At 46.3% G+C, this 15508-nt stretch carries 12 protein-coding genes; 3 read left to right on the forward strand and 9 right to left on the reverse strand.

What is annotated here, in order from left to right; all coding sequences use genetic code 11:
- The first annotated feature begins 164 nt into the window (after positions 1–164).
- Entirely contained in the window at positions 165–1280 is a 1116-nt protein-coding gene (locus KH172YL63_RS17250; RefSeq protein ID WP_173107267.1) for an aminopeptidase, read from the forward strand.
- Between the two features lie 470 nt (positions 1281–1750).
- Here the strand turns inward: KH172YL63_RS17250 and murC are convergent, their stop codons facing one another.
- From murC to KH172YL63_RS17295, 9 genes are all read right to left on the reverse strand, one after another.
- A complete protein-coding gene (gene murC / locus KH172YL63_RS17255) occupies positions 1751–3067 on the reverse strand; it encodes a UDP-N-acetylmuramate--L-alanine ligase (RefSeq protein ID WP_173107268.1) in 1317 nt (438 codons plus the stop codon).
- A gap of 157 nt (positions 3068–3224) precedes the next feature.
- On the reverse strand, positions 3225–3890 hold the full coding sequence (locus tag KH172YL63_RS17260) for a hypothetical protein (RefSeq protein WP_173107269.1): 666 nt from the start codon (positions 3888–3890) through the stop codon (positions 3225–3227).
- Between the two features lie 8 nt (positions 3891–3898).
- Entirely contained in the window at positions 3899–5002 is a 1104-nt protein-coding gene (locus KH172YL63_RS17265) for a nicotinate phosphoribosyltransferase (protein WP_173107270.1), read from the reverse strand.
- A gap of 111 nt (positions 5003–5113) precedes the next feature.
- On the reverse strand, positions 5114–8290 hold the full coding sequence (locus KH172YL63_RS17270; protein WP_442858739.1) for a DNA translocase FtsK: 3177 nt from the start codon (positions 8288–8290) through the stop codon (positions 5114–5116).
- 496 nt (positions 8291–8786) lie between these two features.
- Positions 8787–9389 (reverse strand): YtpR family tRNA-binding protein, encoded by a 603-nt coding sequence (gene ytpR, locus KH172YL63_RS17275; protein ID WP_173107271.1) that lies wholly within the window; start codon positions 9387–9389, stop codon positions 8787–8789.
- Positions 9389–10198, reverse strand: a complete 810-nt coding sequence (locus KH172YL63_RS17280) for a DUF1444 domain-containing protein (protein ID WP_173107272.1) — start codon at positions 10196–10198, stop codon at positions 9389–9391. The genes ytpR and KH172YL63_RS17280 overlap by 1 nt, the downstream gene beginning before the upstream one ends.
- A 276-nt stretch (positions 10199–10474) precedes the next feature.
- Positions 10475–10789, reverse strand: a complete 315-nt coding sequence (locus tag KH172YL63_RS17285) for a thioredoxin family protein (RefSeq protein WP_173107273.1) — start codon at positions 10787–10789, stop codon at positions 10475–10477.
- 1 nt (position 10790) lies between these two features.
- Positions 10791–11822 (reverse strand): PTS sugar transporter subunit IIC, encoded by a 1032-nt coding sequence (locus KH172YL63_RS17290; protein WP_173107274.1) that lies wholly within the window; start codon positions 11820–11822, stop codon positions 10791–10793.
- A 194-nt stretch (positions 11823–12016) separates the two neighbouring features.
- Positions 12017–12520, reverse strand: coding sequence for a hypothetical protein (locus KH172YL63_RS17295; RefSeq protein WP_173107275.1), 504 nt, complete (start codon positions 12518–12520; stop codon positions 12017–12019).
- A 175-nt stretch (positions 12521–12695) separates the two neighbouring features.
- Here KH172YL63_RS17295 and KH172YL63_RS17300 point away from each other — a divergent pair, with 175 nt between their 5' ends.
- Positions 12696–13142 (forward strand): YtoQ family protein, encoded by a 447-nt coding sequence (locus tag KH172YL63_RS17300; RefSeq protein WP_173107276.1) that lies wholly within the window; start codon positions 12696–12698, stop codon positions 13140–13142.
- Between the two features lie 736 nt (positions 13143–13878).
- On the forward strand, positions 13879–15372 hold the full coding sequence (locus tag KH172YL63_RS17305; protein ID WP_173107277.1) for a peptide MFS transporter: 1494 nt from the start codon (positions 13879–13881) through the stop codon (positions 15370–15372).
- Positions 15373–15508: the final 136 nt, after the last annotated feature.

Here is a 15508-nt window from a genome sequence, read left to right on the forward strand (position 1 = left end):
CAGATAAACAAATAAACATTATAGTAGTATTTCTTCTTTTTAAAACCATATTCCTGCCTGTGAAACAAATTTTTTTATTGTATTATCATTTCTCATGTTGAATCTCTCATCCAACAATATTTTAGGGTACAATAAGATTGATTATATAAAAGGGGGAAATAGACATGAAAGATCCACGCATTGAAAAACTGGCTAAAAATTTAATTCAATATTCCGTACAATTGCAGCCGGGAGAAAAAGTATTGATTGAAAACTTCGGACTTCAGCGTGAGCTAGTGACATCACTCGTCAAGGAAGCGTATGCTGCAGGGGGGTACCCTTTCGTATCCATCAAAGACCACGCCGTTGACCGCGCACTGTTGATGGGAGCACAGGAAGAGCAGTATCACATGATGGCTGGCTTCGAAGCGAACGTCATGGACCAGATGGATGCCTACATCGGTTTGCGTGCAGGTGACAATATCAATGAACAATCCGATGTGCCGGATGAAAACATGAAAATCCACGGCAACACGATTGGCAAAAAAGTACATAGAGAAATCCGCGTACCAAAGAAAAAGTGGGTCGTGCTCCGCTACCCAACTTCATCCATGGCACAGCTTGCCAACATGAGCACAGAAGGCTTCGAAGACTTCTACTTCGACGTCTGCAACCTCGACTACAGCAAAATGGACAAAGCTATGGACAACCTGGTCGAACTCATGAACAACACCGATAAAGTCCGACTTGTCGGAGAAGGGACGGACCTTACATTCTCGATCAAGGACATCCCTGCGGTGAAATGTGCCGGCCGCCTGAACATCCCTGACGGAGAAGTATACAGCGCACCGGTCAAAGATTCGGTCAACGGCGTCATCTCATACAACACGCCCTCCCCTTACAACGGATTCACCTTTGAAAATGTCAAATTGACGTTCAAAGACGGAAAAATCGTTGAAGCGACAGCCAATGACACTGACCGCATCAACAAAATCTTCGACACCGACGAAGGAGCAAGATACATCGGCGAATTCGCCATCGGCGTGAACCCGTTCATCCAGCACCCGATGCAGGACATCCTGTTTGACGAAAAAATCGACGGCAGCTTCCACTTCACACCAGGTGAATGCTACGAAGAAGCCTACAACGGCAACCACTCCAACATCCACTGGGATATGGTGATGATTCAGCGTCCTGAATACGGCGGCGGGGAAATCTACTTCGATGATGTCCTCATCCGTAAAGACGGACGGTTCGTGGTCGAAGCACTAGAAGTGTTGAATCCGGAGAATTTGAAATAAGGAATGAAGTTGGTCACCGTCTCGGTTGAGGCGGTGGCTTTTTTTGGGGGGTGGGAGGTGGTTTGACTGTTGAATTTGGCAGGGATTTTGTCTGTTGAAATGGATGCTATTTTTGACTGTTGAATTTGGCAGGGATTTTGTCTGTTGAAATGGATGCTATTTTTGACTGTTGAATTTGGCAGAGAATTTACCTGTTGAAATGGATGCTTATTTTGACTGTTGAATCTAATCGTTTTTTTAACAGGCAAACCTCTTCTCTATTTTGACAGTCAACATATCCGCTTTATTCAACTGACAAATCCCCCACTACATTTCCCTGTCAAAATCCCCTCAAACTTTAACAGACAAATCCCCGGCAATTTTCTCCTGACAAAATCTCCCCAACATTCAACAGTCAAACACCCAAGAAGCAGCCCCCCAAAAAAACCAACAAAAAAACCGGCTCTCCCAAAAGAACCGGTTTCCAAATATTACTTCTCAGACACCCGCTCCGCCAGCGTATCCTCATACGCCTGCTGGAACTTCTGCACGTCTCCTGCTCCCATGAAGATGAGTACGGCGTCTTCATGATCGAGGAGGGCTGATGTGTCTTGTTCATCTATGATTTCGCATCCTTCGATCTTGCTTTGCAGATCCTGGATGGAAAGTTTTCCGTGGTTTTCCCTTGCTGATCCGAAGATTTCGCACAGGTACACTTTGTCGGCGAGACTCAGTGTTTCCGCAAATTCGGACAGGAATGTCTGTGTTCGCGTGAATGTGTGCGGCTGGAAGACAGCGATGATCTCTTTTTCAGGATATTTCTGTCTTGCCGAATCGACGGTTGCCCTGATTTCAGTCGGATGATGGGCGTAGTCGTCGATCAGGATCTGTGAGCCGGCCACTTTTTCAGAGAAGCGGCGCTTGACGCCCTTGAATGAGCTCAGACGCTCCTGGACGACTGCTGTATCCAGTTCTTCATAGTGACAGATGGCAATGACGGACAGGGCATTCATGATGTTGTGATCGCCGAATGTCGGGATTTTGAATGTGGCATAGAATTCATTGCGCACAAACACATCGAATGAAGTTCCGCTTGGATCACGTGATACGTTGCGGGCCTGGAAGTCATTTTCTTCGGCGAATCCGTAGAATACGACCGGTACCTGCGCCTGGATTTTCTGGAGCTGTTCGTCGTCTCCGCATGCGATGATGCCTTTTTTGACTTGCATCGCCATCTCCTGGAAGGCCGAGAAGACGTCATCCACATTGGCGAAGTAATCAGGATGGTCGAAGTCGATGTTCGTCATGATGGCATAGTCCGGAAAATATGAAAGGAAGTGGCGGCGATATTCGCACGCTTCGAATACAAAGTATTGGGCATCCTTTTCACCTTTTCCCGTTCCGTCACCGATGAGGAAGCTCGTCGGTTTGGCACCGCTGATGACGTGGGCGAGTAATCCTGTTGTCGATGTTTTCCCGTGTGCACCTGTAACGGCGACACTTGTGAACTTCTCCATGAAGTCCCCAAGGAATTTATGATATCTCGTGAGGGGCAGTCCCTGCTCGACAGCAGCCTGGATTTCTTCATGTGTATCAGGGAATGCATTTCCTGCGATCACATGCATATCCCCACTAATATTTTCTTTTTGGAAAGGAAGAATGTTAATATTTGATTCGTCCAGTGCCTTCTGTGTAAAGAAGTATTTCTCTACGTCAGATCCTTGGACTTCGTAGCCCATATCGTGGAGTATTTGGGCTAATGCACTCATGCCCGACCCCTTAATTCCTACGAAATGATATATAGTCATAATAGAACCTCCAACAATCGTCTATCTAAAAGCATTATATGAAATGTATATTAATTTGCCATTGGTCTTAAGCTTTCGATATCGAGAATAGAAAAAAGCGAACTTTCTTCAACTTGAAACATTATATCATTTTTTAAAATCCCTGACCATGCACAAGCTACGAAAGACTGTGGAGAATGAAATGGGGTGCTTCTTCTTTCAGAAACGTTCTCCATAATACTCCAGTTTCCTGATTCATTTGACCATATTGATTTTTCACATCTGTTAATACATACGTTGATTTCACGGGGAAAACGGGACCGAGGATCCATTGATGGGAGACGAGCGGGACTTTTCTCACGAAATAGGACTCGCCTTCGGTCATTTCCTTTTGTTTACAATCAAGGGTGGTTTTAACAAGCACTTCTTTGTCATGAAGGACATGCTGGCAGGTCAGGATCATCCCCTTTTCCGTCCGTTCTGTCCTTTTGATCATGACAGGTTCCCACGCTGCCGTCAGGGTGACGGCTCCGAGGAGCTTGGTTGATTCGTGAAGGGGGTAGCTTTGAAGAAATTGAAAGAATAACGTTTGTCCTTTGACCGTTTTATAATCAAAGAGAAACCATTCTTGAAACAATTTCTCGATTGCATCGCCCTTTACCTCCCCATTTTGAAGAAAACGCTTGGAAAAAATCATCTTGGCCCGGACTTTTTCCCGGATGTTCGTTTCCTTCAGGGCATACTGTGCCGCTCTTTCGTAGAGGTCTTGTATGTTCCCTTCTGCGATCCTTTGCTTCTTATGTTTGTATTGCTCTAGGTTTAACAGGCTTTCTGATTGTTGCATCTTCTCACCTATTCGAATTCTACTTTTTCCAGGCGGGGATTCGGCCGGAGCTTTCTTCCTGCCTTTGCTTCAGGGGAACCGTCGATGACGACATTGTCGCCGGTGAAGCCGACATGGATCTTTAAGAGGCTGCTTCCGACTCCATACATATCGACCGGCACTTCATTCTCCTCAAACTGCCGGATTCGGTCCTCATTGAAGCCGCCTGATACCACAATCTTCACGTGCCGGTACCCTTCCTGATCAAGGGCTTGCCTTAACGCTTTGATCAGCTGCATATTGACGCCCCGCGGATCGAATGTTCCGAGCACGTGCTGATTGCGGAGGAAATATTTGTCGATCATCATTCTGGATGTATCTACCCTTACCCCTTTTAATTCGGGACCAAACTCCCGGGCGACTTTCAATGAGTCTGTGATGACGTCATTGTTGTAATCGACGAGTGCAATGAGCTCATCTTCCGGGAATGTTTCCTGGTAGGCCTTCGTTGCCTCGACGATATCGCCGTTAAACAATTGGATGAGGGCATGTGGCATCGTGCCCATCCCCTTTTTTCCCCACCATTCGTTCATGGCGTGTGTCGCCTGGGCGGTGGATCCGCCGATGAAGGCTGCGTATCCGTCCCCGGCCTGCTGGGTGAAATGATCATCCCGGTCCCCCATGAAGACGACCGGTTTCTGTTCACCTGAAATCGAGGCTGCTTTCATGACATTGTATACGCTCGTCGCCACCGACGTCCTTCTTGCCAGGATCCCGTCGATGATGCCTTCGAGATAGCCAAAGTCCTCATACCTTCCCTTGATCGTCAGCACGGTTTCAAACGGGGCGATTTGATCCCCGTCCTTCAGTGAATGAATCTCAAGATCCTGCGGATTGTCGGCAAAGGTATGAAGTAAGGCAATCACTTCGTCGGTGCCACATATGACCGCATGGCTTTTTTGAAAGAACTGCATCGTCACCTCTGCACCGGGCTTATGCTTCTTCGCAATTTCCTTCGTTTTCAAAAAATAGACAGCCGAAAACCAGCCATCCTTGATTCTTTCGTCAAACTTGAATGTATGATTGGTCAACCTGTTGAGTTTCCCTTGAAGTTTCAACTCTATTTCTTTCATCATTAAAGCTCCTTGTAGCTTTTCCTACATAAAAAACAATAGGTATTCTGCTTATTCGCCCCGTAAGGACAGTCATAAACAGAATACCATGTATTAAATATTTGTACTAGTCTACGCCAGGGTTTCCAATTCACTTTCGGAAATCAGGACGTCCCGCGGTTTGCTGCCCCGTGACTCAGAAATGATGCCGTTACTCTCCATCATTTCCATCAGTCTCGCCGCCCGGTTGTAACCGATCCGGAACCGGCGCTGCAGGCTCGATGCCGATGCACCGCCCTGATCGACGACAAACTCACAGGCTTCGAGGAATAATTCATCCTCTTCTTCGGTCACTTGGGCTTTCTTGATCAATTCATCCTGTTGGAAAATATAATCCGGTTCCCTTTGTTCCCTGACATGATTGATGATCTCATCGATCTCATCGTCGGAAACGAACGTCCCCTGCAAACGGACTGGCTTCGATGAACCGTTCTCCAGGAACAGCATATCCCCTTTACCGAGCAGTCTTTCCGCTCCGCTGCCATCGATGATCGTCCTTGAATCGACGCTTGAAGATACCGAGAATGCGACCCTTGTCGGAACATTCGCCTTGATCAATCCAGTGATGACGTCGACTGATGGACGCTGAGTCGCAATGATCAGATGAATCCCGCAGGCACGTGCCTTCTGGGCGATCCGGCAAATCGCTTCCTCAACATCTGCAGGTGACATCATCATCAGATCAGCAAGCTCATCGATGACGATCACCAGGTATGGAAGCATATCGCTGTACTGCCCATTCCGTTTCGCCAGTTCATTGAATCGTTTAATATCCCTTACCCCGGTGTGGGCAAATAATTCATAGCGCCGTTCCATTTCCTCCACTGCCCATTTAAGCGCGGCGGTCGCTGCTTTCACATCGGTGATCACAGGACTGACGAGGTGAGGGATCCGGTTATACGGTGCGAGCTCAACCATCTTCGGATCAATAAGAAGTAGCTTCAATTCATCCGGAGAAGCTTTATAGAGCAGGCTGACAAGAATCGAGTTGATGCACACACTCTTACCTGAACCGGTCGCACCGGCGATAAGTCCGTGAGGCATCTTGCTCAGATCCGTCACGATCGGCTGACCGGAAATATCAAGACCAAGGGCTGCCGTCAACGGTGAGGACGTGTCCTGGAAAGCAGGACTCGCAATCACTTCACTGATGCAAACCGGTCTGCTCTCACGGTTCGGCACCTCAATCCCGATCGTATGCTTACCGGGGATCGGCGCCTCCATCCGGATATCCTTCGCAGCAAGGCTCAACTTGATATCATCTGATAGATTTGTAATCTTATTCACCTTCACCCCGGGCTCAGGTTGAACCTCAAACCGGGTAACGGACGGCCCCTGCGTCACATTCACCACTTTCGCACGGACGTTGAAATTATGAAGCGTCTCATTCAGCAATGCCCTCTGTGAATCCAGCCATTCCTCGCTCATTTCCTTCGACACCGGCGGCATCAAATAATCCACTTCCGGGAACACATAATTCCTCGTCCGCTTCGTCTCTGAACTCAACTCATCATAACTCTTCGCCGCCTCTTCCCCCTGCACGGGACCTTGAGAGGTCGGCTGCTCTTCAAATGACTGAACCGGCGGCTGTTCTTCTTCCACCTTTTCCGGAGATTTCTCCTGGATCGATGGTACAGCTTTCTCTTCAACCGCCTCCGCCTGCTTAGGACGGACAGGAGGCTTTGCAGCATTCATCTGCCGCTTATCCTGCTTCAGCATCAGCACATTGAAAGGAAGATGAGACCTTTTTCTTCTTGGTGGTTCTTCTTTCGGTGCTTCTCGTCCCTCATCATGAACCCCAGGGGATTCAGTAACGCTTGATTGTTCCTGATTCACGACTTGGGTTTCGTCAGTATGCGTTGACGCCATTTCGTTTGATTCTGGAGTTTGATCTGCTTCCATTCTCTCTGTTTCTTCAATAATTGAAGTTTCCTGCTCAGCCGTTGACATTTCGTTTACGGTCGATGTCTCTGCTTCTGCAACAGATGGGGTTTCATCCATTGTTTCAGCTTCTTCAGCGGGTTGAGTCTCTGTATCTATTAATTCTGCTTTTTCAGCGACGGGAGTTTCTTCTGTATCGAGTGAAACTGTATCTGCAGTTTCCTCTACGTTTGACCCGGCTTCTTCATCAACAAACGTTTCGACTGTGCTCATAGGCTGAGGTTCCTCTACCATTAACGCTTCGTCGTTGTTCGAAGAGTCTTCATCTCCGGAAGTTTCCTGTTCCTCCTCTGCCACCACTTCTTCAACAATGGCACTCACTGACTCCGATTCTTCAAAACTGTATGCTTCAACTGTCGGCGTTTCCTCTATCTCTTCTTCAGGAGCTTCTAGCCTGTCCTCCTGGGCATTGTCATCAATGGAAGATTCTTCGGAAACAGCTGACTCCGCATCTTCACTGTCTGGCATCTGGCCCGTGATCGGCATATCCACATTTTCTTCAACGGCCGACGCTTCCAGCTCCGCGTTTTCTAAAGGAGCGTTCACCGGTAAGTCTTCTTTTAATTCCGGCTCCTTCGGTGTCAGCACTGCTTCTTCAATTTCGGTGATCAGTGAAATCCGCTCGGATGGTCTCGGTGCACTTTCACGGTTTTCTGGTTGGTGCATTTGAGGCGCTTCTCTAATCTCCTCATCCTGAGTTTGGGCGTTTTCTTCTCCACTGCTGTTGGACGGGCGGACAGAAGCAGGATCGAAAGCTGATTTACTCTCCGTAAATGGGCGCTCTTCACTTGCCTGATTGTTGACTTCTTCATTATGTAAAAATTTCTTCAGCTCGTATTCGACGCTTTCATCTTTTTTGACCGGCCGGCTTCTGAATCCGTATATTGGAGACGGAATTTCGGTCGGGGTAAAAGGCCTGCTGTTTCCTTTTTCAACCTTGGACGATTTCTTCGGCTGAGGTGCAGGCGTTTGCTTCTCATTTTCCCATTTCCGATTGGCTGAGGGCCGGTTCCTGTTCTTCACTTCTTGCTCCTTGACCGGTTCTGCCGTCTCTTCCCTGCTCCGGTTTCGGTTATCCCTTGGACGCTCTCTTTTTTCATTGTCCGATATGATGGGAAAGCGGAAGTTTCCTTTCGGATATTGATAGGTCATCCTCGCTTCTACATCCCTGGAACGATCGGACCCTGCTATATTTTTACGCTCAGGCCGTTTCGTTTCGATCGACTGAACGTCCATTTCATCATCATGCATGTCAAATTGGTCATCATCATCTGATAATTTTCCAAATAATTTTTTTATCCAGCTCACAAACATCACTCTTTCTTTCATACTTACTATATATTCTATCAGCTACAACAAATATTTCGAGTCATTTCGATAGAATCAGAGAATTGTTAAAGACTTGTGTCGAAACATACATAGGCGTAAAGAGATTGTAACACGAAAAGTGCTGTTTCAAGCGTTTTTTGCAGGATTACAGGCTTTTCACTCAATTTTTCACTGCATTTCGTTAAAAATAAGGAAGAATAGCTGATTTCATTCATTCGATGGTCGTTTCAGAAGCCATCCCATGTACCGTCACAGGTTATATGAGCCGCTTTCACACATTTATGAGCTGCTTTTTTCATTTATGAGCCTCATTAAAAATTTATGGTCTGCTTTCGCCCATTTATGATCCGGTATCGTAACATATGATCCACCTGCAATCATTTATGATCTTTTTGTCGAAAAATCGACGACCTAATAGAATCCCGCTCCCCAAACAAAAAACCTGAGTCCACACTCCGGACCCAGGTACAGCGATTTATGCTTTGAATGGTTGACCTACTTCGTACGTGTCTTCAAGAACGAGGATCCCTTTTTCCTGAGGAGCATCCGGCAGCGCAAGTTCTTTGGCAGAGCAGATCATACCTGATGACGCGACTCCGCGGAGTTCTGCATCCTTGATGACCATCCCGCTTGGCATGACGGCGCCGACTTTTGCGACAACGACTTTTTGTCCTTTGTCTACATTCGGGGCACCGCAGACGATTTGCAATGTTTCTTCGCCTACGTCCACTGTGCAGATGTTCAGCTTGTCTGCATTCGGGTGTTTTTCTTTTTCTGAAACGAAGCCGACGACGAACTTCGGTGAGAAGTCTGCTTCCAATACTTCATCGAAGCCGTTTTTGCTGATTGCTTCATTGATCACCTTGAGCTTGTCATCGTTCATTTCGACAGGGCCCGCTTCGTTTAGTTCCATATAGGTTGACGCATTGAAAAGATTGTATCCGAGTGTTTTCCCATTTTCATCAAACAGGCGCACTGCATCTTCTTTTCGTTCGTGCAGCACTTCCCCTTCAAATCCTGGTGCAAGGGTCACAATCAGTGTATCTCCAATGCCTTCTAAGTTATAAAATACGTTCATTATTTCTTCTCCCTTTCCTTTTTGCGATTTTTTGCGAGAATGAAGACAGGTTCGAGTTCTCCTTCTTCGTATACGAAGGATAGTGCCGTGATCGGGACATTCCCTGTCGTAAAGAAGCTCATCGTTAATTGAGCAAGGACATCATAGCCCGTTTCATTGCGGATATCCCCGATGACCAGTACATCCTGATGGGGAACAGATACGGTCATTTCCCCCTGGATATCATTGCTCACCTGCTTGAGGAATGCCTCATTCAAAATGCGGCTTGCGTCATATCCGTCATTATTATTCAGGAAGTAGAAGATGTTTCCTGCCACTTCATCCTTTTTCATGTTTGTCGGCAGGCTTCTGACGTTGAATAACGCCGTCTCTTTCATCTGCTCGTGGGTCCAGCCTTCAGATTTCAGCATGTTTTCGTCGAGCAGACGATACGTCTTTCCTAAATCCAATGCATAATAAATCCGGGTTTCCGCTGTATGTTCGTCGGTGACGAGTGTAACCCCTTCATTTGATTCGGTTGCAAAAGAGGTGGAGCGGATGACCGGGAACACCTTTTTCTCTTTGTTCTCAAGGTCGGCTTTTGTCCCCATGACATTTAACGCCTCTTCCACATAATAAACCACTTCATCAATGATGGATTTGTTGTTTTCCTTCCATTTTGACACAATCGGCGGAAGTGCGACGGTGATGCCTTTATTCGTTTCCTTATTCTCAATCCTCAGTGAATCTTTGTCTCGATCATATGTAAACGTACGATTCGGTTTTTCTAATCGTTCCTGGAGTATGCCTTTCAGCTTTTTAATATCCAAATCTGATCCTCCTTTGACGGTACTATTATAATAGAAAGTACTGATACGTCCTTCCTTGATGTTGAATTATTCACTTATAACATTTTACATTAAAACTGTGAGAATACAAAAGGAAGCTCTTAAAAATTGGCTGTTTTCGTAAATGAATTTGCTTTTACAGGTATGAGATGGTTGTAGACCCTAACGTTCCCCCTTATACACTGCTAACATGACAAAAAAATCCGAACGCATTCGATTTTAGAATGATCGTTCGGATTTTCTTATTTCACACCCTCATTACGCCAATGAATTCATAAAGCGCTCGATTTCTTCTTTCGTCTTCCGGTCCTTGCTGACGAAGCGGCCTGTTTCGCGGCCATTTTCGTATGCCAGGAAGCTTGGGATTCCGAAGATGTCATGCTCGATGCAGACATCGATGAATTGATCACGATCTACATAAAGGAATGTGTAGTCTGGAAATTGACTTTCAACCTCTGGCAGGATCGGTTCGATGACCCGGCAATCGGGGCACCAGTCGGCGGAGAACATGAATACATGTTTGCCGTTTTCTTTCAGTTGTTGAAATTCTTCTATTGATTCAAGTTTACGCATATTATTTGCCTCCAGTTTCTATCGTCATCTGGCCGGGTTTGATCCAGCCCAGTTTCCGCATATATTCAGATAGTAACAGGCTGATGAATGCAGGTCCAACAATATGCAACAGAAGGATTTTCATCGTCACTTCCCAGCTGAATCCCATGGTTTTGAACGTCATGATTTGACCGACAAATCCACTTGTCCCCATGCCGGCACCTGCAGCATTGTTTTCCATCAGCCAGACGGTCGTCCCGATGGGGGCAAGGATCATGCCTGCCACGGTAGGCGGGATGAGGATGCGGGGGTTTCTGACTATATTCGGTACCTGCAGCATGGACGTCCCGATGCCTTGGGCGAATAATCCGCCGATTTTATTTTCCCGGTAGCTGATGACGGCGAACCCGACCATCTGGGCGGCGCAGCCAATTGTCGCGGCACCTGCAGCGACACCGCTCAAATCAAGCATGAGGGCAATAGCGGCACTGGAGATCGGCGCGGTCAGGGCAAGCCCCATGAGCGCGGCCACGAGGATCCCCATGATGATCGGCCGTTGTTCAGTCGCCCAGCTGATCCAGCTGCCGAACATCGTCATAAAATCTGCAATCCCAGGTCCGATGAAGTAGGCGGTCGTAAATCCTGCGAGAATCGTGACAAACGGCGTCACGATGATATCCACCTTGGTTGACTTGCTCACGAGCTTTCCAATTTCAGTTGACAGCACCGCGGCGACATACGCACCCGCCGGCCCACCAAGGCTTCCCCCGGCTGCACCGGTCACAACGGCAGCGAACAGGACAAGCGGAGGGGCGCCGAGGCCATAGGCAATGGCCGCACCGATCGCCGGCCCCATCAGGGTGATTGCAAGGCTGCCCATTTCAATGAAGAATTCACTGACCCCCGCAGGTAAAGGAAGCTGCTCCCCGACCGTTTTGATGATCAATCCGATGATCAATGAACTGAACAATCCCAGCGCCATATAACTTAATGCATCTATGAAATACGTCTTTGCTGATAACGTAATGCCTTTTCGCTGTAAATATTCTTTCATCCTTTTCTCTCCCTTACAGTAAACAGTTTACTTTTACTAGTGTAAAGACACATGTTGGATTTGTCTATGCTTTTTCTTTACCGGAGAAACTTTTCTATTAGTATCTTTTGTGCACAAGCTTCTATTCCCTTTTGGGGAACAGCACAAAAAAAGACCGATTCCCCTCATTCGGAGTACCGGTCTGTCTAATCCATTTACTTGTGCTTGACGGACGCTGCCATTTTCATCATCATTTCGGCGTGATCGGCAAGATCGCCTACTTCTGATTGAGTCGTTACCTTCGTTCCGCCCATCCCTACCATAAGTTCGTATTCTTCCGTATCAGGCAATTTCTTGATGACATAGTATCCTAAGCGGTCATCTTCCTTGAAAGTCCCGTGCTTCACAAGACTCTCTTTTTCATTCAGCGCCATTTTATATAGAAGTTCACTGTCCTTATCCTCTTGGGGATTTGTGAAAAGAATAAACGTATCAGAGCTTTTGGAAATAATGATATTATTGGGTGATTCCTTTTCGATCTTTGCCCCGAATGGGAGATAAAACTCGATGTTCCCTGCCTTTTCATCAGGCTTTTCGTTGGAGCTCAAGGCATTTTTCACCGCATCGGCCGTCTGGTCTTTCTCTTTATCTATGGTAGTATTGCACCCAGTTAAAATAAGCATAAGAATGAAGATAAAGAATGATACCTTGGTTTTCATCTTCTTGTTATCCTCCCTTCATGCCTAGGACCTACGCTTATGATACCCTCACAAAGACCCATTGACAACCCTTCCAAACATAATTTGTGCCTTTTCGTTGGGAATGTTGGTTATTTTTAACTGAGAAGGGGTAAATATGATAAGATGACTAAAAAAAGAAAAGGGTGGAGATACAATGGAATTCACAGTATATCTGGCTGGAGAAATACATAGCTCATGGCGAAATGAGTTAAAGGAGAAAGCAAAGGCGCTTCGCCTTCCCATCACGTTCGTGGGCCCGATGGAAAACCATGACCGCTCAGATTCGATCGGTGAAGAGATACTCGGCGAACAGCCCAATAAGATTTTCCGTGATGAAGCTGCTTCAAGCATCAACAACTTCAGGACGGAATTGCTGATGGCAAAGTCCGATGCCGTCATCGCCCTTTTCGGTGAAGAATACAAGCAGTGGAACACCGCCATGGATGCAAGCACCGCTTTATCCCTTCAAAAGCCGCTCATCCTCATTCGGCCGGAAAAGCTCCATCACCCATTAAAAGAGCTGTCCAATAAGGCAAACGTCACCGTGACATCGATCGATCAGGCACTTAAAACCTTGTCTTATGTATTTGAAACAGAGTAACAACGTTTAATGAATCCGAACGAACCCTCTTTCTATCATGGAGGGGAGACGTTCGGATTTTTTGTGTTATACATTTGTTAAGGCTCTTTTCGTATAGATTATTGCTTTTATTAGACGTTAATGGGAGCATCTTCGGTAATTTGAGACTGTGGAATAAAGAAATTCCCATAGAAAGAATTAAGGGTAATGTACTTGAATTACGTTGATCACTACCAATTTCAGGGGATTTTTGGTTTTTATCTTCGATGGTTGATTGGAGCGGAAGATGCTCGACTCCTGCGGGAACTGATGGACAGTCCGAAAAGCGGAGGCGGCTCGTTTAGCCCCGACAAGCATAAGATGAATGGGCTGTGAAGGCGGTCTTTGCCTTCATGGACCATTTAGCTTATGACCTCGAGGGGCTAGCCGCCGTAGCTAGACAGGTGAGACCCCGCAGGACAAAGTCCGAGGAGGCTCACCGCCATCCCCGCGGAACGCGAGCATCCCTCGTTGCAATCAACCGCATCTCGCTTGTTTAAATGCCACAATGTTGACGAAAACAGCTTTTTTAAAAAGGTCGGCAGAAATATGGTATGTAAGCGTTACCGACTATATACCCAAAGATTTTTATTATTTAAAAATAACTTAATATTAGCAATCTACAGATACTTTATGTTATTATTAACCATTTGCAAACTTTTTTTGACTTTATGAAAATATTAAAATATTATAGTAAAGGAATAAAGGAGGTAGTAACATGTCATCAATGAATAAACAGAAAATTGTGGATAGTGTCCCTCAAAAAGGTTTCTTTGGACATCCGAAGGGATTATTCACTTTATTCTTCACAGAGTTCTGGGAGCGTTTTTCCTACTATGGAATGCGTGCCATCCTCGTATTTTACATGTATTACGAGGTTTCTGAAGGCGGACTCGGCCTTGAGCAAAATACTGCTTTAGCAATCATGTCTATTTATGGTTCACTCGTATATATGTCGGGGGTAATTGGAGGCTGGTTGGCCGATCGGGTATTCGGTACTTCGAAAGCTGTCTTCTACGGTGGGATTTTCATCATGTTCGGTCACATCGCATTATCGTTCCCTGGGAGCTTATCACTGTTCTTCGTTTCCATGGTACTGATCGTAGTCGGAACCGGTTTATTGAAGCCGAATGTGTCTACAGTAGTAGGTGAAATGTACAGTGAAAAGGATACGCGCCGTGATGCTGCATTCAGTATCTTCTACATGGGTATCAACTTAGGTGCTTTCATCGCTCCATTGATCGTAGGTAGCTTGATGGAATCGAAAGGTTTCCACTGGGGCTTCGCAGTAGCCGCAATTGGGATGTTCTTAGGTCTAGTTGTGTTCATGGCGACGAAAAAGAAGAATCTTGGCCTTGCGGGTACATACGTGCCAAATCCGCTTACTCAAGCTGAGAAGAAAAAGTATGGCCTGATCGTCGGTGTGGTCGTCGTTGCCCTTGCAATTATCTTGGGAACAACGATTCCAGCGGGTCTGTTCACACTTGATCTTTTCATCAATTTAGTCGGGATCTTTGGTATCCTCGTTCCAACCATTTACTTTGCTGTCATGTATTACAGTCCTAAGACGACAGCAACGGAACGTTCAAGAGTCATTGCATACATTCCGTTATTTATTTCAGCAGTTATGTTCTGGTCGATTCAAGAACAGGGATCTACAATTCTTGCTGCCTATGCAGACAAGCGTACCCAGCTTGAATTCATGGGGATTTCGATTTCTCCTGCATGGTTCCAATCATTGAATCCGTTATTCATCATCCTGTTAGCACCGGTATTCGCCTGGATGTGGGTGAAGCTTGGTGACCGTCAACCGTCCATTCCGAAGAAATTCTCATTCGGTCTATTGTTTGCCGGGTTATCATTCTTAGTTATCTTGTTACCTGCCCAATTAGGCGGGGAAGGTTCATTAGTGAATCCTTTATGGCTTGTACTAAGCTATTTCATCGTTGTGCTTGGTGAGCTATGCTTGTCTCCAGTCGGACTTTCGGCTACAACGAAGCTTGCTCCGGATGCATTCTCTGCTCAAACGATGAGCCTTTGGTTCTTGGCTTCAGCAGGTGCTCAGGCGCTTAACGCACAGCTCGTACGCTTCTACTCACCGGAAACTGAAACGCTTTACTTCGGTTCGATCGGTGGTATGGCAATCGTCCTGGCGATTATCTTATTCTTGATTTCTCCAATCATCCAAAGAGCGATGAAAGGCGTAAAATAATTGAGGAAACCTCTCCCTTACTGATTAGGGAGAGGTTTTTTTCATAAAAAAAGACCCCGTCTGCACGGAGTCTTATTGAATATTACCAGAATAGATTACAGAAACAGTTTCTATGTTTTCTTTTGCATCTGCATCT

The organism is Bacillus sp. KH172YL63 (genome assembly GCF_011398925.1).
Lineage (GTDB): Bacteria > Bacillota > Bacilli > Bacillales > Bacillaceae_B > Rossellomorea.